The organism is Streptomyces sp. DH41 (assembly GCF_029813785.1).
Lineage (GTDB): Bacteria > Actinomycetota > Actinomycetes > Streptomycetales > Streptomycetaceae > Streptomyces.
This window is the reverse complement of the sequence record NZ_JARVKY010000004.1, coordinates 31,049-48,806: the sequence shown is the minus strand read 5'-3', so window position 1 is coordinate 48,806 and position 17,758 is coordinate 31,049. Positions and strand designations below refer to the sequence as shown.

General features: G+C 72.0%; 14 protein-coding genes. 5 read left to right on the top strand and 9 right to left on the bottom strand.

All coding sequences use genetic code 11. From position 1 onward, the window contains the following. The first annotated feature begins 120 nt into the window (after window positions 1–120). Entirely contained in the window at window positions 121–1,089 is a 969-nt protein-coding gene (locus tag QC283_RS08920; RefSeq protein ID WP_279560842.1) for a DUF3500 domain-containing protein, read from the top strand. Window positions 1,090–1,194: 105 nt separating this feature from the next. Beyond that, window positions 1,195–1,986, top strand: a complete 792-nt coding sequence (locus QC283_RS08915) for a VOC family protein (protein WP_279560841.1) — start codon at window positions 1,195–1,197, stop codon at window positions 1,984–1,986. Window positions 1,987–2,070: 84 nt separating this feature from the next. Here QC283_RS08915 and QC283_RS08910 read toward each other — a convergent pair whose 3' ends face one another. From QC283_RS08910 to QC283_RS08890, 5 genes are all read right to left on the bottom strand, one after another. After that, window positions 2,071–3,630, bottom strand: a complete 1,560-nt coding sequence (locus tag QC283_RS08910) for a mucoidy inhibitor MuiA family protein (RefSeq protein ID WP_279560840.1) — start codon at window positions 3,628–3,630, stop codon at window positions 2,071–2,073. A gap of 7 nt (window positions 3,631–3,637) precedes the next feature. After that, window positions 3,638–5,791: a DUF4139 domain-containing protein gene (locus QC283_RS08905; protein WP_279560839.1), complete on the bottom strand. Its 2,154-nt coding sequence runs from the start codon at window positions 5,789–5,791 to the stop codon at window positions 3,638–3,640. Window positions 5,792–5,901: 110 nt separating this feature from the next. Then, window positions 5,902–6,534 (bottom strand): GPP34 family phosphoprotein, encoded by a 633-nt coding sequence (locus tag QC283_RS08900; protein WP_279560838.1) that lies wholly within the window; start codon window positions 6,532–6,534, stop codon window positions 5,902–5,904. 72 nt (window positions 6,535–6,606) lie between these two features. After that, window positions 6,607–7,974 carry a M1 family metallopeptidase gene (locus QC283_RS08895; RefSeq protein ID WP_279560837.1) on the bottom strand — a complete coding sequence of 456 codons (1,368 nt, stop codon included), beginning with the start codon at window positions 7,972–7,974 and terminating at the stop codon, window positions 6,607–6,609. A 268-nt stretch (window positions 7,975–8,242) separates the two neighbouring features. Next, window positions 8,243–9,217, bottom strand: a complete 975-nt coding sequence (locus QC283_RS08890) for a helix-turn-helix domain-containing protein (RefSeq protein ID WP_279560836.1) — start codon at window positions 9,215–9,217, stop codon at window positions 8,243–8,245. Window positions 9,218–9,327: 110 nt separating this feature from the next. Between QC283_RS08890 and QC283_RS08885 the strand changes: the two genes are divergently transcribed. Next, on the top strand, window positions 9,328–10,356 hold the full coding sequence (locus tag QC283_RS08885) for a saccharopine dehydrogenase NADP-binding domain-containing protein (protein WP_279560835.1): 1,029 nt from the start codon (window positions 9,328–9,330) through the stop codon (window positions 10,354–10,356). 178 nt (window positions 10,357–10,534) lie between these two features. Here QC283_RS08885 and QC283_RS08880 read toward each other — a convergent pair whose 3' ends face one another. Then, window positions 10,535–12,067, bottom strand: a complete 1,533-nt coding sequence (locus tag QC283_RS08880) for an FAD-dependent oxidoreductase (RefSeq protein WP_279560834.1) — start codon at window positions 12,065–12,067, stop codon at window positions 10,535–10,537. A gap of 23 nt (window positions 12,068–12,090) precedes the next feature. Beyond that, the gene (locus tag QC283_RS08875; RefSeq protein WP_279560833.1) at window positions 12,091–13,014 is read right to left on the bottom strand and encodes an AurF N-oxygenase family protein; all 924 of its coding nucleotides are present in this window, start codon (window positions 13,012–13,014) and stop codon (window positions 12,091–12,093) included. Between the two features lie 570 nt (window positions 13,015–13,584). On the opposite strand from QC283_RS08875, the gene QC283_RS08870 reads away from it, so the two are divergent. Beyond that, the gene (locus QC283_RS08870) at window positions 13,585–14,586 is read left to right on the top strand and encodes an ArsR/SmtB family transcription factor (protein WP_279560832.1); all 1,002 of its coding nucleotides are present in this window, start codon (window positions 13,585–13,587) and stop codon (window positions 14,584–14,586) included. A gap of 102 nt (window positions 14,587–14,688) precedes the next feature. Here QC283_RS08870 and QC283_RS08865 read toward each other — a convergent pair whose 3' ends face one another. Continuing rightward, window positions 14,689–15,180: a hypothetical protein gene (locus QC283_RS08865; protein WP_279560831.1), complete on the bottom strand. Its 492-nt coding sequence runs from the start codon at window positions 15,178–15,180 to the stop codon at window positions 14,689–14,691. Between the two features lie 301 nt (window positions 15,181–15,481). Further along, window positions 15,482–16,348, bottom strand: coding sequence for a helix-turn-helix transcriptional regulator (locus QC283_RS08860; protein ID WP_279560830.1), 867 nt, complete (start codon window positions 16,346–16,348; stop codon window positions 15,482–15,484). Window positions 16,349–16,496: 148 nt separating this feature from the next. Between QC283_RS08860 and QC283_RS08855 the strand changes: the two genes are divergently transcribed. Next, window positions 16,497–17,465, top strand: a complete 969-nt coding sequence (locus QC283_RS08855; RefSeq protein WP_279560829.1) for an SDR family NAD(P)-dependent oxidoreductase — start codon at window positions 16,497–16,499, stop codon at window positions 17,463–17,465. Window positions 17,466–17,758 lie beyond the last annotated feature (293 nt).

Here is a 17,758-nt window from a genome sequence, read left to right as displayed (position 1 = left end):
TCGGCGGCGGTGGCGGGGCCCGCCGCTGTTGGGTCGCCGCCGGGTGACGCACCATGGTCATAAGGGGTGACACCACTGCGCGGATGCCCATGGCGTGCGCCGAGACGGAGGAGGGGAACGGTGGACGTCCATCGATCGGAGGCGACGGCGGTGGAGATGCGGGAGGCGGTGCACGCGCTGCTGTCCGTACTGGACCCGGGACAGGTGAGCGAGCTGCGCGCGGCACCCGCCCGGCTGGACGCGCCCGAGCTGAGGGAGTGGACCTATCTGCCGGGCCCGCGTCCCGGTCTGTCCACCGAGGGCCTCGACGGCAGGCAGCGCGAGGCCGTCGACGCGCTGCTGGCCGCGGCGCACAGCGCACCGGGAGCGGAGCTGGCGCGCGGGGCGATCGAGGTGGAGCGCCACCGCCGGGCCACGGCCGGCGCCGCGGGCACCGACCGCTACTGGGTGCGACTGCTCGGAGACCCGGACGGCGACGGGCCCTGGGGATGGCGGATGAACGGCCATCACCTCGCCGTACACGTACTGATCACGGCGGGCGCGATCCGGGTGACGCCGCACTTCGTCGGTGCGGAGCCGGCGCGCGTCACGGACGGTCCGCAGGCCGGACGCCGGCTGCTGGGGCCGGAGGAGGATCTGGCCCGGGAGCTGGTCACGGACCTGGACCCCCTGCGACGGGCGGCGGCGGTCTTCGCCGCGACGCCGCCCGACGACATCCTGACCCGCGCCGATCCGTTCGCCGATCCGGACCTGCTGCCGGCCGGCCTGGCGTACGCCGACATGACGTCCGGACAGCGACGGCTGCTCGAGCGCCTGGTGCGCCGCTACCTCGACCGGGCACCCCCGGCGTACGCACGGGAGTGCTGGTCCGACATCGTGGCGCGCGGGCCGGCCGGCCTCTCCTTCGCCTGGGCCGGTGGCCGCGCGCCCGGGGAGCGGCACTATTACTGCGTCCGGGGCCCCGATCTGCTCATCGAGTACGACAACACCCAGGACGACGGCAATCACGCCCACTCCGTCTGGCGGCACGTCCGCCACGACTGGGGCGCCGACCTGCTCCGCGCGCACTACACGGAGCAGCACGGGTGAAGGAGGCGCGCAGGGCGCGGGGCGTACGCCGGACCAGGACGACGGGCGGGTGCCGGCACGAGGTGTCACGCTGAGTCCGTACAGGAACTGCGAAAGGGAATCGCCGTGATCACCAACGACTTCGCCCCCGGCTCCCCCTGCTGGATCGACATCGGTACGCCCGACGTCGCCGGCACCGCGGCCTTCTACGGTGCCGTGCTCGGCTGGGACTACGAGTCCATGGGGGAGGACGTGGAAGGCGGTATGTTCCGCAAGGACGGCAAGATCGTCGCCGGGCTGGGCAAGCTCACCGAGGAGGGCGCGCGCTCCGCCTGGATGATCTACTACCGCGTCACCGACGTGGATGCCACGACCCGGGCCGTGCGAGGCGGTGGCGGCACGGTGCGGGTGGCGCCGATGGACCTCGACGACTGGGGCCGGATGGCGCAGTACAGCGACCCCTCGGGGGGCCAGTTCGCCGCGTGGCAGCCGGGCACGACCAAGGGCGTCGAGCTGGTGGACCAGCCGGGGTCGCTCTCCTGGACCGAGCTGTACACGAGCGACGCCGCGGCGGCCAAGGAGTTCTACGGCGGTGTCTTCGGCTGGCAGTTCGGTGACATGGAGATGCCGGGCGGCGGGGGCACGTACTCCCTCATCACTCCCGCCGGCCTTCCCGAGGAGCGCATGCACGGCGGTCTCATGCAGCTCCGCGAGCAGGACCTCGCCCTGGCGAACGGCCGGCCGTACTGGCACCCGGTATTCGCCGTCACCGACTGCGACGCCGCGGTCGCCGCGGTCACGGAGAACGGCGGCAGCGTGCAGATGGGGCCCGAGGACGCGCAGGGCGTCGGCCGGCTGGCCGTCTGCCTCGACCCGTCGAACGCGGACTTCGTGGTGCTCGCCCCGGCACAGGAGTGACCGGATCATCCCCCGGGCCGCCGCGCCGTCCGACGGTCGCACGGTGAGCCGGAGGGCCCCGTCCGGAATCTCGCCGGGCGCGGGTCACACTCCCTTCACCTTGGCGCTCGTCGTGATCTCGTAGACCAGTTCCACCGTGCGCCGGCCGCCCGGTGGGAGGAGCACGTCCCAGCGGACGACGCCGTCCGCGTCGACGTCGTCGGGCGCGGGGGAACACGCCTGCCGGCGCAGGCTCACCTCCACCGCCGAGGTCTCCGAGACCGGGATGCGTTCCCGTACGACGATCATGTGTTCCTCTTGGTCCGCGGGCCCCGAGAAACGCGAGAGGTGAAGCCGGACGGTGCGCGTGAGAACGGTCCGCTGGGTGAGACCGGCCGTGTCACGGGTCTCCTCGGTCTCTCGCACGACCCGGTGGTCGTCGCGATTGCCGAAAGCGAGGGCGACCGAGGCGCCGGGAGCGGTGAAGTCCAGGGTGCCGCGACCGAGGAAGCCACTGCCGCTGACGAGGTCCACGGGCCCGGCGAGGAGCGCGTGGCCGGAGCGGTTGCCGAGCCGCACCACTTGGCCGACCAGTGGGGACAACTCGGGTGAACAGGCGTACTCCCTGCTCGCGGTTGTGGTGAAGGAGGAGAGCGGCACACGGTGTGCCCGCCCGTCGGACGGTACCGAGACCGGGGCGCCGCAGCGCAGGACCCGGACCTCGCCGCCGTCGTCGACTCCCGGCAGGCCCTCCACCGGTGCGGGCCCCAGGTCGGCGATGTCCTCTTCGCGCAGCTCGACCTGGATGCCGCGGCGCTCCTCCGTGGAACGGTCCCGGAGCGTCAGCCTGTCCTCTTCCAGCCGGGGAGGCTGGGTGGCGAGCGTGCTGCGGGCCGTCGACAGAGTCATCCGTACGCCGGACCAGTCCTCGCCGGTGCGCTGCCAGACCATCGCGTGCGTGTCCAGGGTGAGCGAGTCCGCGTCGAGTACGGCCCGGTAGGCGGGCCGCCACAGGGCGCACGGGACGAGATGGGTGACGCGCAGCCCGGCCGGCCCGGCGGCGGTCGCGCGGACGGTCAGTTCCACGTGGCCGACCAGCTCGGCGGGTTCCGTTTCGGCGTGCTCCAGGGCATGCCGGGCGTCGGAGAGTTCGGCCGCGAGCGCGGTCAGCCGGGCGTTCACCACCCGCAGCCGCTCGCCACGGGTGTCGCGTTCCTCGTCGACCCGGTCCAGTTCGCGGGCCCACCGGCTCTTGTCGGTCTCCCCGAGGCCCGCGCCTTCGCCGATCTCCCGCAGCAGATCGGTGGCGAGACGACCGAGGAGGTCGAGGCGGGCGTGCAGCCGCTCACGCCGCTGTCCCACCGTGTGCTGCTCCTCTTCGAGGACCCGCACACGGTGGCGCAGGGCGGAGTCGTCGTCGGCGGGCCCCGGCCCTCGCGGCGTCCACTCGCGTACGATCCGGGCGTCGAGCACGGTCGCCGGGCAGTCGGCGGGCAACTCGGCCTGCAGACTGTGGTCGACGGCCAGGGCACTGACCGGTCCCAGACGCAGGCGCTGGGTACCGGCCGCCAGGTCGAGCACCGCGGTTCGTTCGACGAGTGCCCGGTCCTCCAGACAGGTGACGGCGGTGACGGGGAGGGCGATGGGATCGGGGCTCGTGGGCATGCGGGTGTCAGCTCCTGCGGTTGCCGCCGGTCAGGGCCTTGCCGGCCGGGATGCGGATGACGTAGCCGCCGTCGAGGGCGGCAGTGGCGCGGGCCGGCAGTTCGACTCGCCACAGCCGGGTGCCGGACGCGTGTTGCCCGGACTCGGTCCCGCCGGCCGGCGCCTTCCAGTCGGCCTTCTCCTCGATCCTGACGTCCGCTTCGGAGGTGACCGGTACTCGCTCGCGCACCTCCACGGTGACGGGAACCGGCAGCCGGTTGGCGAGTTCCACGTGGACGCGGTGGTCGAGCACGGTCACGTTGTTGCGCAGCCCTGAGGTCGATTCGTGCACGCTGGTCCGGCGTGCGACTTGGACGGCCTCGTCGGGACCGAGCCCCACGTGGCACACTCCGCCGGGGGCGAGCGTGGGCAGGGACGTGGTCAGCAGGAAGTCCCCGTCGGCCGCGACCTCCAGCGGACCCGCCGGCAGCGCCTGGTCGGTGGCGTTGGAGAGCACCAGCGTCGTGTAGACCGCCTGCTCCACCGACGGGACACACAGGTACTCGGTGCGCAGGCCCACCGCCACGTCGCCGAGGGTGATCGTGTGCCACGTGCCGTCCGACGGGACGTCGGCGCGGGCGGCGGCGTCGTAACGGTGGTCGAAGGAACCGGCCGACTCGCGGGGGCGTACGGCGTTCTCCGGCAGGGGCAGCGCCGCGACCGTCTCGGCGCGTCGACGGTGTTCGGCCGTCACCGGGTCGGGGGCCGAGTCCGGGAACAGCCGCCCGCGACGCTCCTGCCCCGAGTCAGGGCCGTGCAGAACCAGTGCCGCGTAGTCGAGTTCGGCTCCGCTCGGCCGTGGCGGTCCGGCCACGGGGGCGGACGAGGGCACGGGCGCGGCCGGAGGACCGGGTACGGGCGGAGGCGCGGCCCGGCCGGGGGCCGCGGGAGCCACAGGGCGGGGCGCGGCGGGCCCGCCGCCGGTACGGGGAGCGCCGTCCTTCCGGCGGGCGTGTGGTGAGGGACGACCGGGTGCCGAGCCGCCGAACGAGGCGGGCACCGGTCCCGCCGCCGCTCCGCCGGGCGGCGGAAGGACGGAGAAGGGCGCACCATGACCCGTCATCGGCGGGGGAGGGGGCGGGGGCGAGGCGGGACCGGACGGAGGAGCCGCTTCGGCCGACACGGCGGCCGGGACGGGCCCGGCGGCCGGGTCCCTCCCGGCGGCCGGGAGGGTCACCGCGGACCTGCCGACGCCCGGACGGGGTCCCGCCGCGTCGTAGCCGCCGAAGAGGCCGGCCAGCCCGGGCGGCGGCTCACGCCACCCCGACGGCGCGGGAGCGGGCTGACCGCGCCCGATGCGGAGGGAACGGAGCCGGGGTACGTCGGTGCGCCGCCGCAGATCGGCCGTGGCCAGCGAGACGCGGACGCCGGTCCAGTCCTCGCCGGTGCGCTGCGCGATCGCCGCCCGCAGCGACAACCGCCCGTCGCTCCCGCCCTGGTGGTGGGTGAGACGGTAGGCCGGCACCCAGACGGCGCCGGGCACCCCGTATTCCACCTCGACCCCGACATCCGTGCCGGCGCCGCCCACGAGGGTCACGGCCGCGCACAGGGTGGTCTCGACGCGTGCGGCGGGGGCGTCGGTGGAGGCGCGGGAGAGTCTGTCCGTGGCCACGTCCAGCGCGTGCTCGACGTGCTTCAGTTCCTCTTCCGAGGCTCGCAGGCGGGAGTGCAGCGCGGTCAACCGGTCGTCGACGAACTCGGCGAGGTCCAGCCAGGCGTCGACGGGGGTGCGGCGGTGCGGATCCTCGGCCTGGCGGGGTGGCGGCACCGGGCGCAGGGCCGCCACCTCGTCGATCAGCCCCTGCTGCCGGTTCCGGCGGGCCTGGGCTGCCTGTACGGCGTCGAGGAGTCGCTCCACCTCCTGCCGCAGCTCGTCGGCAGCGGGGCTGCCGAGCGGCTCGGCCTCGACCTCGACCCTGGCCTCGGTGACACGCGCGTCGGTGGCGTCGAGGACCCGTACCCGCAGAGAGCCCGGGTCCATGGAACGCGGCAGGCCGGTCACCCGCACCCGCCCGTCGAGGGGCACGCTGCCGCGGGCGAGCCGCCGGCACAGGGCGCCCTGCGCGTACACCACCACCGAGTCGAGTGCTGACGACCAGTTCGGAACCGTCCCAGCCTTCATGTGCTCCCCCCTGCGCCGTGTCAGTGCCGAGGGAACTCTATGCCGGATGCCCGCACGAGTCGCGTCTTCTCAACGGTCTTCACGGGAGGGTGCGTCCGGACCGAGACCCGTCAAGTCGCGCGCCACACGTTGTCGTAGGCGTCCTGCTCGATCTGGCGTCGCTGACGTTCGGCCTCGAGCTCCGTGAGCGCGTCGCTCACCACGGCGAGGATGGTCTCCACGTCGTCCGCGGTCTCCGTCGCGGACGTGTCCACGGCTTCCGGGGACACCCCTTCCCCGATACCGAGTGTGCTCGCGAGGGCCGCCAGGACGGGGTCGTCCGGCAGCGAAAGACCGGTGGCCTCGGGACGGGACGCGGAGGGCGGTTCCTGAGAGCGGGTGAGGCCGGAGCGGCGAAGGAGGCGGGGCAGGAAGCCGCCGTGGGAGTCCACGGCGGCCTGCGTGGCGAGGGAGTCGGCATAGGCGCCGGCGAGTCCGCGGCCCCGGCGCCAGAGCCAGTCCTCCACCGTCTCGTACGGCGGCTCCGTGCCGAGTTGCTCCGCGGCCTGTGCGAGGAGCGCGTCCGTGCCGTGGACGTGCTCGCCGAGGGGGATGACGCGATCACCGTCCAGACGCACGGCATGTGCCTCGCGAAGGTCGAGGAGTTCGGCACCGGCGAGAGCCAAGGACACGTCTCCTTGTGCGATGGGCCGGGCGGAGGGCACTTCAAGGGTGATGGCGAACAGATCCCGAGCGGTGTTCATGCCCGCCATTGTGCTGCTCGTCCCGGCCCGCGGTCGAGACCGCGTACGCGACCCGCGGCGCGGTACCCGCCGTCACCTGATGCGGTGCGCCTCCCAGAAGGGGCCGAGATCCCTGTCCGTCATGGCCTGGGCGGCCTTCTTGAAGTCGGCGGTGGTGGAGACGCCGTACCAGTGGTCCCGGGCGTACCGCTCGAGAAGTCGCGCCATGGTGTCGGCGCCGAGGGCGCGTTCGAGGTCGGCCAGGGCGCAGGGCCCGGCCGTGTACACGACGTGGTACTCGCCGCGGTGCTGTGACCAGTAGGCCATCGAGTTGGTCAGTGCGGTGCCGTCGTCGGGCCAGTAGACGTCCGACCAGCAGTCGCGGGTGTCCCAGCCGTGGAAGCGGGCGTTGGCGTACTGGGCGAAGCTCTCGTCCAGCCAAGGTGAGTCGTACTCGTCGTTGCCGACGACGCCGTACCACCACTGGTGCGCCACCTCGTGGACGACGGCGCTGCCTTCCTCGGTCGTGCCGAGGAGAACGAGGCCGGGATACTCCATGCCGCCGCCGAAACCGCTGGTCATCACGAGGTCGATCTCGCCGTACGGATAGCGGCCGAACTCCCGGCCGAACCGGTCGATCGCGGCCGCGGCGTCCGTACGACTGAGGCGCACACCCTCGGCAGAGGTGCCGGGCGCCCAGTACGACTTCACCCGCACGCCGCCGCGCGTGGTGTCCGTCGCCGTGCGAAAGGGCCCGGCGGCCCAGGCGAAGTCCCGCACCCGGTCCGCGACGCTGAGCGTGACCGTACGCCCGGGGCCGCCGGGGAGGGTACGGGTGCGGCCGGTCGCCGGCACCTTCAGGGCCGACGGGTGGTCGAGGCGGACCCGGAAGTCGCTCGTCAGGGCGTAGAAGCTCTCACCGACGGCCACGTACGGGTCGAGGTGCCACCCCTTCGAGTCGTGCACGGCGAGCACCGGCAGCGCGTTGCCGAGGAAGCGGTAGGCGTCCTCACGGCCGAAGCGGGCATTGCGGTCGGGCACGGTGATGGAGACGTCGAAGGCGACGGACGCCCGCTTCCCGCGCGCGAGCGGCTTCGGCAGGGCGATGCGCAGGGCCGTGCAGTCCACGGAGGGACGGTCCGGTGTGCCACCGCGGACGTGCGACACGGTGACGGGGGAGGGCGCGCCGGGCGTGCCGCACTCGTCCTCGCCGTTGCCCCACAGCCGCAGGTACACCTCACGCAGGGGGCGGTCGGACGCGTTGTGGAAGGACACCCGCTGCCGCCCGGCCCAGTGACTGCCATCGGCGTCGGAGCGCAGGGCCACGTCGTAACCCGCCCGGTCGGGCGTCGCGGCAGCCGGCGTCCGGGACTCGGCCACCGCGGCGCCGGCATCACCGGTCCCGGCGCACACGGCCAGGAGCAGCACGAGCAGCACGACGAACAGACGACGACCGGACATGGCAGACCACGCGGCTGACGGTGACATGCCAGGAGATACTGCCACAAGACCGCGGACGAGGCACCGGACACCGCGACGTACGGAGGACCCATGGGCGAGTACCCCAGGCGCACAGTGCGCCCGAGGAGCCCGACTGGCCGGTACTTCGCGTGCTCGACGGAGTGAGCCGCCTCGCCTTCCAGCTCGTGGACCGCCTCCCTCGCACGACGTGGCCGACGCACGACGTCCCGATGCGGTCGCACCCCGACCTGTACGGCCGTAGGCCCAGCTAGGGGCGGCGGGCGGCGACGGTGGGGGCGGGGCCGGTCTGGAAACGGAAGGTGCGGCGGTAGGCGTCCGGCGGTACACCGACCGTCCGGTGGAAGTGCCGGCGCAGCGTCGTGGCGGTGCCCATGCCGGTGGCCGTCGCGATCCTGTCGATGGTGTCGTCGGTGGTCTCCAGCAACTCCTGTGCGTGGCGGATGCGTTGGGTGAGCAGCCACCGCAGCGGGGTGGTCCCGGTCGCCGACCTGAAATGGCGGCCCAGGTTGCGCGAGCTCATCCGAGCCCGGCGGGCCAGGTCCTCCACGGTGAGCGGGTGGTCGAGCCGCTGCAGAACCCAGGGGAAGAGCTCGGCGAGCGGATGATTGTCCGGGGCGGGCACCGGGGTGGCCACGAACTGCGCCTGACCGCCGTCCCGATGCGGTGGCACGACCAGCCGGCGGGCGAGCCTGTTGGCGACCGAAGCCCCGTGGTCGAGGCGGACGAGATGGAGGCACAGGTCCATGGCCGCCGCCTTGCCGGCGGAGGTGAGCACGCTGCCGTCGTCCACGTAGAGGACGTCCGGGTCCACCGTCACCCGTGGGTGGCGCTCGGCCAGCTCCCCGGTGTGGGCCCAGTGCGTGGTCGCGCGCCTGCCGTCCAGCAGGCCGGCGGCGGCCAGTACGAAGGCGCCCGTGCACAGGGAGACCACGCGCGCGCCGGCCTCGTGGGCCTCGCGCACCGCATCGACCAGTTCGGCCGGCGGATCCCGGTCGATGTCGGCCCAGCCCGGGACGACCACCGTGTCGGCGTACGTGAGGTGGTCGAGCCCAGCATCGGGCTCCAGCCCGAAACGGCCGACCCGTACGGTGCCCGGGCCACAGACGGAGAGGCGGTACCAGGGCTTCACCACGTCCGCCAGGTCGGTCCCGAAGACCTCGCACGCCAGGGCCAGCTCGAAGTGCAGCATGCCGTCGGTGGCGGCCAGTGCGACAGTGGTCATGTCCGGAATTGTATGGGCCATGGCGTTCCGGACAGTAGTGGTGGGCGCCGGTCCACATGAGGATGTTCCTGTCGGAGCGTGACGGGGCGTGCGAGTACAGGGGAGAAGTCATGGGATCGGGACAGACAGTGGCGGTATTCGGCGCGTACGGGCACACCGGGCGGTTCGTGGTGGCCGAGTTGAGACAGCGTGGGTACCTCCCGGTCCTCTCCGGTCGTGGCGCCGAGAAGCTGAAGGCGCTGGCGTACGAGACCGGGCTGGACGCCCGCCCGGCGTCGGTCGACGACCCGTCCTCGCTCGACCGTGCGCTGGCCGGGACGGCGGCCGTGGTCAACTGCGCCGGCCCCTTCGCCGTGACGGCCGCACCGGTGATCGAGGCGGCCCTGCGGGCAGGGATCCCGTATCTGGACGTGGCGGCCGAGATCGAGGCCAACGTCGACACCTTCGCCCACTTCGCCGACCGGGCCCGGGGAGCCGGGACGGTGATCGTCCCGGCGATGGCCTTCTTCGGCGGACTCGGCGACCTGCTGGCCACCGCCGCGATGGGGGACCGGACGGTGGCCGACGAGGCGCACGTCGCCTACGGCCTGAGCAACTGGCACCCCACCGCTGGGACACGCACGGCCGGCGCCGTCTCACGGCAGCGGCGCGAGGGCCGGCGGGTCCGCTACACCGGCGGACGGTTGCGGTACACGAGCGACGCCACCGCGACCGAGGACTGGACCTTCCCCGAGCCCCTCGGCCGGCGCCCCGTGATCGCGGAGTTCACGATGGCCGACGTCGTGACCATCCCGAGCCACCTGGCCATCCCCGAAGTTCGCACCTACATGACGGTCGGGGCGGCCCGGGACATCGCCGCTCCACAGACGCCGGCGCCGGCCGTGGTGGACGAGCGCGGGCGCTCCGCCCAGACCTTCCTCGTCGACGTACTGGTGCGCGCGGGGGCGACCGAACGACGTGCGGTCGCCCGGGGGCAGGACATCTACGCCGTCACCGCGCCGCTGGTGGCGGAAGCGCTCGGCCGCGTCCTCGACGGTCGGACCGCCGCGGTCGGAGTCGTCTCCGCCGGCGAGGTGTTCGACGCGGCGGACTTCCTCCGTGCGCTGTCCCCGCACATCAGCCTGGAGCTGCTCCCGTAGTGGCCGGGCGGCGCACTCGCACAGTTGCGTCGTCGGCCGCCGGCCTCATCACTGTCCTGCCGTCAGCCTGGGCACCCAAAGCTGGCCGGTATTCACGGAGAAGGACGGAAGGGCGCAGCCTGACAGCGCCCGGGACAGCGGTGATCGAACGAAAGGCGGCCAGCCGCCCAGGGGGCGGTCAGCGGCGACGGCGCCGTGCGAGGCGGGGGAATGCCCTCGCGGAGCCGGTCGGCGTGGGGAGTGCGCCCGCGACGGCGTCGGCCAGCAGGGTGCCGACCGTCTCTTCCGCGCAGGCGCGGTTGGCACCGATGCCTCCCGAGGGACCTCGTTTGATCCACCCCACGACATAGGTCCCCGCACTGCCGGTCACCCGGCCCTGCTCATGCGGAACGGTTCCCGTCGCCTCGTCGAACGGCAGTCCGGCCTGGGGCGTTCCCCGGTAGCCGATCGCCCGCAGCATCATCCCGGTCGGGATGTCCAGCTCTCCCGCCCCGTGAGAGACGCGCACGGCACGCACATGCTCGTCCCCGCACACTTCCACGGGCCTGGACAGGAACCGGAACACGATGCGCCGCCGCCCTGCCGGGTCCGGGGGCACGGACCAGTCGACTGCCTCCCGCGCAACGCCCCGCAGGACCCCCGCCTTGTCCTTCGAGCCGGCGGCGTCGATCACCGCTCCGATGCGCGGATCGTGGTCGTCGACGATCAGGTCCACCTCGGGAAGGTGCCGCAGAGCGAGCAGTTCGGACCGGGTGCACGCTGAGTCCTCGGGCCCCCGGCGTCCGAGCAGCACCACCTCGCGCACCTTGCTGCGGCGCAGTTCCGCCAACGCGTGGCGCGCGATCCCGGTGTCGGCCAGCGTCTCCGGGGCGGAGACCAGGACGCGGGCGACGTCGAGGGCGACGTTGCCGTTGCCGACCACGACGACACGCCCGGTCGAGAGGTCGACGGCGTCCGGCGCGACTTCCGGGTGTGCGTTGTACCAGGCGACGAAAGTGGTCGCGGAGAGGCTCCCCGTCGACTTCTCGCCGGGTATGCCGAGCCGCCGGTCGGTGGCGGCGCCCACTGCGTAGATCACCGCGTCGTGGTGTGCGGCGAGTTCTTCGGCCGTGATGTCCGCGCCCACCTCGAGGCCGAGGCGCAGGCGCACACGCGGGTGCGTGTGGAAGCGGGCGAAGCTGTCGCCGATCTTCTTCGTCGCCGGATGGTCCGGGGCGACGCCGTAGCGAATGAGGCCACCGGCGAACGGCAGCCGGTCGATGAGCGTCACCTGGGCCCGGGTGTGCAGCAGGAGGTCCTCGGCGGCGTACATGCCCGCCGGCCCCGTGCCGACGATCGCGACCCGTAGCGGTCCGAAGTCCGACGGCAGGACCCGGTCGAAGGTCGGCTCCCCCCAGGCGTGGAAGTTCGGTCCGAAGTCGCGTGTTCCCTGCGCCCCCGCCTGCGACTCCTCCTCGGCCCGCTCGAAGTAGGCCGCGTTGATGTCGGCGTACTCCCGCTGGCCGACGGTCAGGCTGCTGACCGGGAAGATGGCATCCACCGGGCAGGCGTCGGAGCATGCGCCGCAGTCGATGCAGGTCGCCGGGTCGATGTGCAGCATCTCCGTGCTGCCGAAGGCCTGTTCCCCGGGAGTGGGACGTATGCAGTTGACCGGGCAGACGGACACGCAGGTCGCGTCGTTGCAGCAGGTCTGGGTGATCGCGAAGGCCATGTCGTCCGCTCGGCTCCAGGTCGTCAGATCAGGTTGGCGCGCTGGTAGAAGAACAGCGCGGGCTTGGTGAGCAGACCCACCGACGTCAGGTACTCCATCAGGCCGGAGCAACTCGAGCGCATCATCGACTTGTGGTGTTCGTTGGCCTTGGCCTCGCGGACGGCACGCTCCTCGTCCAGCCCGGCGTTCGCGTAGACCTTCCGGTTCACCATGCTGGTGACGATGACGTAGGCCGCCACGGCGATCAGGAGCGACTGGATCCGGCGGCGCGTCCGTCCGGCACGCGCGAGGTGCCTGCGCGTCTCGTCGCGGGCGAACTGCATGTGCCGTGATTCCTCGACGACATGGATGTTGTTGATGGTGCGGACGAACGGCACGACCCGTTCATCGCGCATCCAGTCGCGCTGCATGACGTCGAGGACCTCCTCGGCGACCAGGATCGCCGCGTACGCCGCCTCGCCGTACGCGACGGTCTTGAAAAACCGGCCGAGTTCGACCGCTACCCGGTGCGGACGGTAGGCCGGTGCCTGGAGCTTCTCCGCGCCGCGAGCGAACATGATCGAGTGGCGGCACTCGTCGGCGATCTCGGTGAGCGCCCACTGGAAGGTGTCACTGGTCGGGTCCTTCGCGTAGATGTCCCGAAGCACCATCTGCTGCAGGATCATCTCGAACCAGATGCCGGTGCTCGCCACCGACGCGGCCTCCTGCCGTGTCAGCGCCTTGCGCTGCGCATCGGTCATCTCGTTCCAGTACGCCGTCCCGTACAGGGTGCTCCACTCCGGACTGGCGCCGTGGTAGTTCTCGTCGAGCGGCGTCTCCCAGTCGACCTCGGTGAGCGGGTCGTACGAGAGTTGCGCGGAGGAGTCGAGCAGTCGCCGCGCGACGCCGGGGTCGGTTGCGTCGGTTGTGCGGCTCCTGGGCTTGGGCCGCGAGATGTTGATGGCCATGCTGGGACTCCTCGAGCCGAATCGGGGAAGTGCCTCGTCCTTCACAGCTATTACTTGCGGTAACAGCATGTTGCTGACGAACTGTATAACAAGAGCCGCCGTGTGCCTACCCCGAAGTAACCAGCATGTTCGCGCTGACGCCGGACGCCACCGGGGCGGACCTCCGGGGCCGGCCGATGCGACGCGATTCCCCGGGTTCGGAGAGGGCGGGCTGTCCGTGCGCCGTCGGCGCAGAGCATGAGGCGCCAACCCGGGCGAACCGACCGGTTATCCGGCTCATCAGGCCCTCGAACGCTTGCTGCCGGCGAGCGGGTCCACGTCGTGACCTGCGGCCACCACAGGGTCGTTGGTCTTCGCACGCCGATCGTCAGCGATGGACGCGACCTTCCCGAAGCCGACCCACGAGCAAGGGCACGCAACGATCTGCGGCTGGAGTACGAGGCGCAGGGGGGACTCGATGCCCGCCGCTATTCGGACAACTCTCCCCACCCCGGAACCGTCCGTCATCGCCCGCCCGTCTGCCCCAACGGTGTGTCACGGCGGCGGACGTATCACAGGAGTGTGGGGGACATGCTTCGTATCGGTTTCGGCGCGGACGATCTCAACCGGCTGCGGGTGGCGGCGGGCAGTGACTTCATGTGGGAGGTGGTGCTCAGCCTGCAGCTTCTCCAGAACCGGCACGCGGCCCTGGTCTTCGATCCCTGGCGGAGGCAGGTACGTGAGGGGCTGGCGCGAGCGGGGCTGAACCGGATGACCCGGGCGCTCATGGAGGTGAGCCCGTTCGCCTCCTACTTCCCGGACTTCCTCACCCCCGGTCCCGGCACCCCTGACCCGGACACCGGACTGGACGCGGTGCTCTCCACACCCCGCAGACGCTTACGACGCGAACTCGCCCGGCTCTACCCGGACCGACCGATGCCGCCGGGCGCCCGACGGCTGGCCGAGGGCGGGAGCGAGGCGCTGCACCGGCTGGGGACGGCGGTGCGCGCCTATCACGCGGTGGCTGTGGCGCCGTACAAGACGATCATCGACCGGGCCGTCGGCGCGGATTTGGCCAAACGCGCCGACTCGGCGCTGGCCGCAGGAGCGGAGGGGCTGCTGAGCAGCTACCAGCCGGAGCTGCTGTCATGGCGGGACGGCCGGCTCGAATGCGGATACCCCTTCGACCGGGGCTTGGAGCTGAACGGCCGTCCGCTGACTCTGATCCCGTCCTTCTTCTGCAGCCGGCAGCCTGTCACTCTTGCCGCACCCGAACTCTCTCCCGTACTGGTGTACCCGGTTCCGCTCGCGCCGGGCTGCCTGACGTTGCCCGGGCCCGGCGGCGCACCCGGCCCGGGCTCTGTGGAGCGTCTGTACCGGCTCCTGGGCCCCACCCGGGCCCGAGTGCTGGAGCTGCTCGACCGCCCGATGTCCACCAGCGGCATCGCCGCCGCCCTCCACCTCTCCCCGGCCAACGCCAGCCGCCATGCCACGGTGCTGCGAGAGGCGGGGCTGGTCGGTTCGGTCCGGGACGGGCACCGGGTGCTGCATCGGCGGACGAGGTTGGGGGAGGCCTTGCTGAACGGGAAGTAGGGCGGTGTGAGGACGCGAGAAGGTGCGGCGAGTCGTGCGGAAGCGCCCGACTCCGGCCGACGTACGGCCGTGAGGCGGGCGCTGTGCGGTGCGGCGTGCGGGTCAGCAGTTCTTGATCTTCCAGATCGGGTCCCAGTTCCACCCCGAGTTGGCTGTGCTGCGCGCGATCGAGGTGTGGACGACTGCACCCCTCGAGTTGTAGAACTTGGCCGCCGTGCCATCGGTCTGGTAGTTGTAGAAACCACCGCGGCCGCCCCAGTAGGACAGCGAGTAGGTCTTGCAGTAGTACAGGTCGAACACCTTGTACGTGTTGCGGGTCGGATCCCACACGCGGGCACACAGCCGTCCGGTCGGGCAACTGTAATTGTTGCCGGACACGTACCGAACGCGTTCGGCGGCCGGCGAGATCCCCGGCGAGTTCGCCAGCACCCCCGCTTCCGCGTGTGCGCCCACCCGCTGCTCGGTCGAGCCGACCGCGGGGGAGGCCGAGTCGGCCGCCTGCACCGGCGCGGCGCCCAGCAGAGTGGTGAGCAGCAGACCCGCCCCCGCGACGAGTCCCACCAGCTTTCGAGGTTTCAGTTGGGTCCGGGGCAATTGCATAGTGCTGTCCTCCGTGTCTCGTGTCCTGGTCCCGCTCCGCGAAGCGAAGGGTCACCCACTCGCGCCCCATGGTGGGGCGGTTCGCGCCGGACGGACGAAACATTCGACGGATACGCAATCCAAGGTGGCGCGCGTCCTCCCGCGGCCCCTCCTCGACGAACCGGCACCGGCCGATTCCCGAAGAGGGCATCCAGCCGCGCACCCAGCCACCCGCTACGGCGTGGGCAGGCCCGTCGCAGGCTGCCCCGGGTGAGGTCCGACCCTCCAGCATGACCACCCGCCCGGCAGCCGCCGGTCAGGGGAGCGCGGTGGCAGTACGGCCACCTGTGACGCGAAGAAGGTCCAGTTTTCCCGCCTCGCTGCTTCCGGCCGCTGCCGTGTAGGTGACCATGCGCAGGTCCGCGCCGGGGACGACGAGGACGTCGCAGTCCAGCAGGATGTCGCCGATCTCCGGGTGCCGGATCGTCTTGCGGTCCGTCGTGTGCTGGGCGGCGGCCGTCTGTGCGGCCCAGTGATGGGCGAACTCATCGGATGTTTCTCGCAGTTCCCGCACGAGACGATCGAGCTGGGCGTCCCTGGGGTACCGGGACACGGCGTCCTTGAGATCGGCGACGATCGACTCCGCGAAGGCGTCCTGTCCGCGCTCGGATCGGACGGGAAGCATCGAGGCGTGTGCGGCGCCGTTGCCGAAGAGCGCACGCGCGAGGTTCCGTTCGGCGGTCGGGAGGACGGCGGGGTCGCCGTGCAGGGCGTTCCACGTGGTGTTCCACCACACCAGGGTCCAGTCGGCGGTGAACACTCCGATCGGTACGTCGCCCAGGCGTGCGGCGAGCCGTTGGATGCCCGGGGGTACATGGGTGCTGACCGTCCCGTCCTGGGGCGGAAGGAGCCCGGCGCTCCGGTACAGCTGGTCACGCTCGGCGCGCGAGAGCTGAAGGGCCCGGGCGAGGGCGCCGACGACCTGGGCCGAGGGGTTCTTCGCGCGTCCCTGTTCCAGGCGCAGGACGTAGTCGACGGAGAGCCCGGCCAACTGGGCGAGCTCCTCGCGGCGCAGCCCTGGGGCACGACGGCCGTCCGTCATCTTGAAGCCGGCGTCGGCCGGGGACAGCCGGTCGCGCCAGGCGCGCAGGAGTGCGGCGAAATCGGATCGGGAGGAAGCCATGGGTCCATTCTCGCCGCGCGGCGCCGGACGAGCCTGGGTACTGACAGTCCTAGTGACGGCGACTGCACTGGTTGGCCGTGGTGCCACCGGCGAACGTGGAGATGCGCCCGAGCCGGGCGCCACCGTTCAGCCAGTTGAGGAGCCTTCCATGAAGCACACCATCGTGATGACGGGCGCGAGCCGCGGGATCGGCCGCGTCGCCGCGGAGCAGATCCTGCGCCGGTCGCCGGACGCGCACCTCCTGGTCGTGGCCCGTGACTCCTCCGGGGCGCGGCTCGCCGCGGAGCTCGACGCGGGCGGATACACGGTCTCGCACGTCTCGGCGGACCTCGGCTCACTGGCCACTGTCCGCTCGGCTGCCGGCGAGATCCGCGGCCGGCTCGACCGTGGTGACCTGCCGCCGCTGCGCGGCTTCGTGGGCAACGCCGGCATGCAGTACACGAACGCGCTGACCGAGGGACCCGACGGGTTCGAGGCCACCTTCGCCGTCAACGTGCTCGCCAACCACCTGTTCGTCCGACTGCTCCAGGACCGCTTCACCGCTCCCGCCCGGATCGTGATCACCGCCAGCGACACCCACTTCGGCGACTTCAAGCACAACATGGGCATGGTGCCCGGTCCCGCCTGGAGGTCCCCGGACGTCCTCGCCCGCACGGGCGCCTTCCCCAAGCCGGAAACCGCGGCCGGCGGGCGTACCGCGTACTCGACGAGCAAGCTGGCCGCGATCTACCTGGTTCACGAGTACGCGCGCCGGCTGCCGGCCGGGATCGACGCCGTCGCCTACAACCCGGGTTTCGTCCCCGGCACCGGTCTCGCCCGCAACGCAGGACCGGTCTCCCGGTTCGCGATGCGCCGGATCATGCCGGTGATGACCCTCACCCCGTTCGCCACCAGCCGCAGTGCCGCGGGCCGCTACCTCGCCGACGTCGTCCTCGGCACGACCCATGCGCCGACCGGTTCCTACGTCGACCGCGATCGTGCGGACCGCTCGTCGCAGGAGTCCTACGACCCGCAGCGCGAGGGCGAGCTCTGGGCGGCCGCCGAGCGGTTCACCGCGGTGGACACAGCCAGGGCGGACACGTTTTCAGGCGAAGCGACGAGCGGTTCACCCCGATAGGTCGAGCAGCGACCGGACGGCCCGACTGGAAGCAGTGTCAACGATCCACCCGGACCAGCGACCGACTGATCCGGACGAACCACCTGGCCGGCCACCCGTCGCTCCGTGGCCGCCAGGTACTCACGCAGGGTTGGCGGGACCGGACGAGCGTGTCGATCTGCTCGTCCAGCCCGGCTGTGCGCACCCGAAGCAGGTCCAGGGTCTCCGGGCAGGGCTCCAGATCGGAAGCCCGCGCGGGCGGCTCGCCGACGGAGTGACCACCGCTGTGAAGCCGCCGGCCACAAGCGCGGCAG

What these genes read in the sequence shown, in the direction of transcription:
- QC283_RS08905 (WP_279560839.1), bottom strand. Translation starts at nt 5,791, where the DNA reads ATGAAGGCTGGGACGGTTCCGAACTGGTCGTCAGCACTCGACTCGGTG.
- QC283_RS08860 (WP_279560830.1), bottom strand. Translation starts at nt 16,348, where the DNA reads ATGGCTTCCTCCCGATCCGATTTCGCCGCACTCCTGCGCGCCTGGCGC.
- QC283_RS08900 (WP_279560838.1), bottom strand. Translation starts at nt 6,534, where the DNA reads ATGAACACCGCTCGGGATCTGTTCGCCATCACCCTTGAAGTGCCCTCC.
- QC283_RS08870 (WP_279560832.1), top strand. Translation starts at nt 13,585, where the DNA reads ATGCTTCGTATCGGTTTCGGCGCGGACGATCTCAACCGGCTGCGGGTG.
- QC283_RS08890 (WP_279560836.1), bottom strand. Translation starts at nt 9,217, where the DNA reads ATGACCACTGTCGCACTGGCCGCCACCGACGGCATGCTGCACTTCGAG.
- QC283_RS08910 (WP_279560840.1), bottom strand. Translation starts at nt 3,630, where the DNA reads ATGCCCACGAGCCCCGATCCCATCGCCCTCCCCGTCACCGCCGTCACC.
- QC283_RS08895 (WP_279560837.1), bottom strand. Translation starts at nt 7,974, where the DNA reads ATGTCCGGTCGTCGTCTGTTCGTCGTGCTGCTCGTGCTGCTCCTGGCC.
- QC283_RS08875 (WP_279560833.1), bottom strand. Translation starts at nt 13,014, where the DNA reads ATGGCCATCAACATCTCGCGGCCCAAGCCCAGGAGCCGCACAACCGAC.
- QC283_RS08885 (WP_279560835.1), top strand. Translation starts at nt 9,328, where the DNA reads ATGGGATCGGGACAGACAGTGGCGGTATTCGGCGCGTACGGGCACACC.
- QC283_RS08880 (WP_279560834.1), bottom strand. Translation starts at nt 12,067, where the DNA reads ATGGCCTTCGCGATCACCCAGACCTGCTGCAACGACGCGACCTGCGTG.
- QC283_RS08855 (WP_279560829.1), top strand. Translation starts at nt 16,497, where the DNA reads ATGAAGCACACCATCGTGATGACGGGCGCGAGCCGCGGGATCGGCCGC.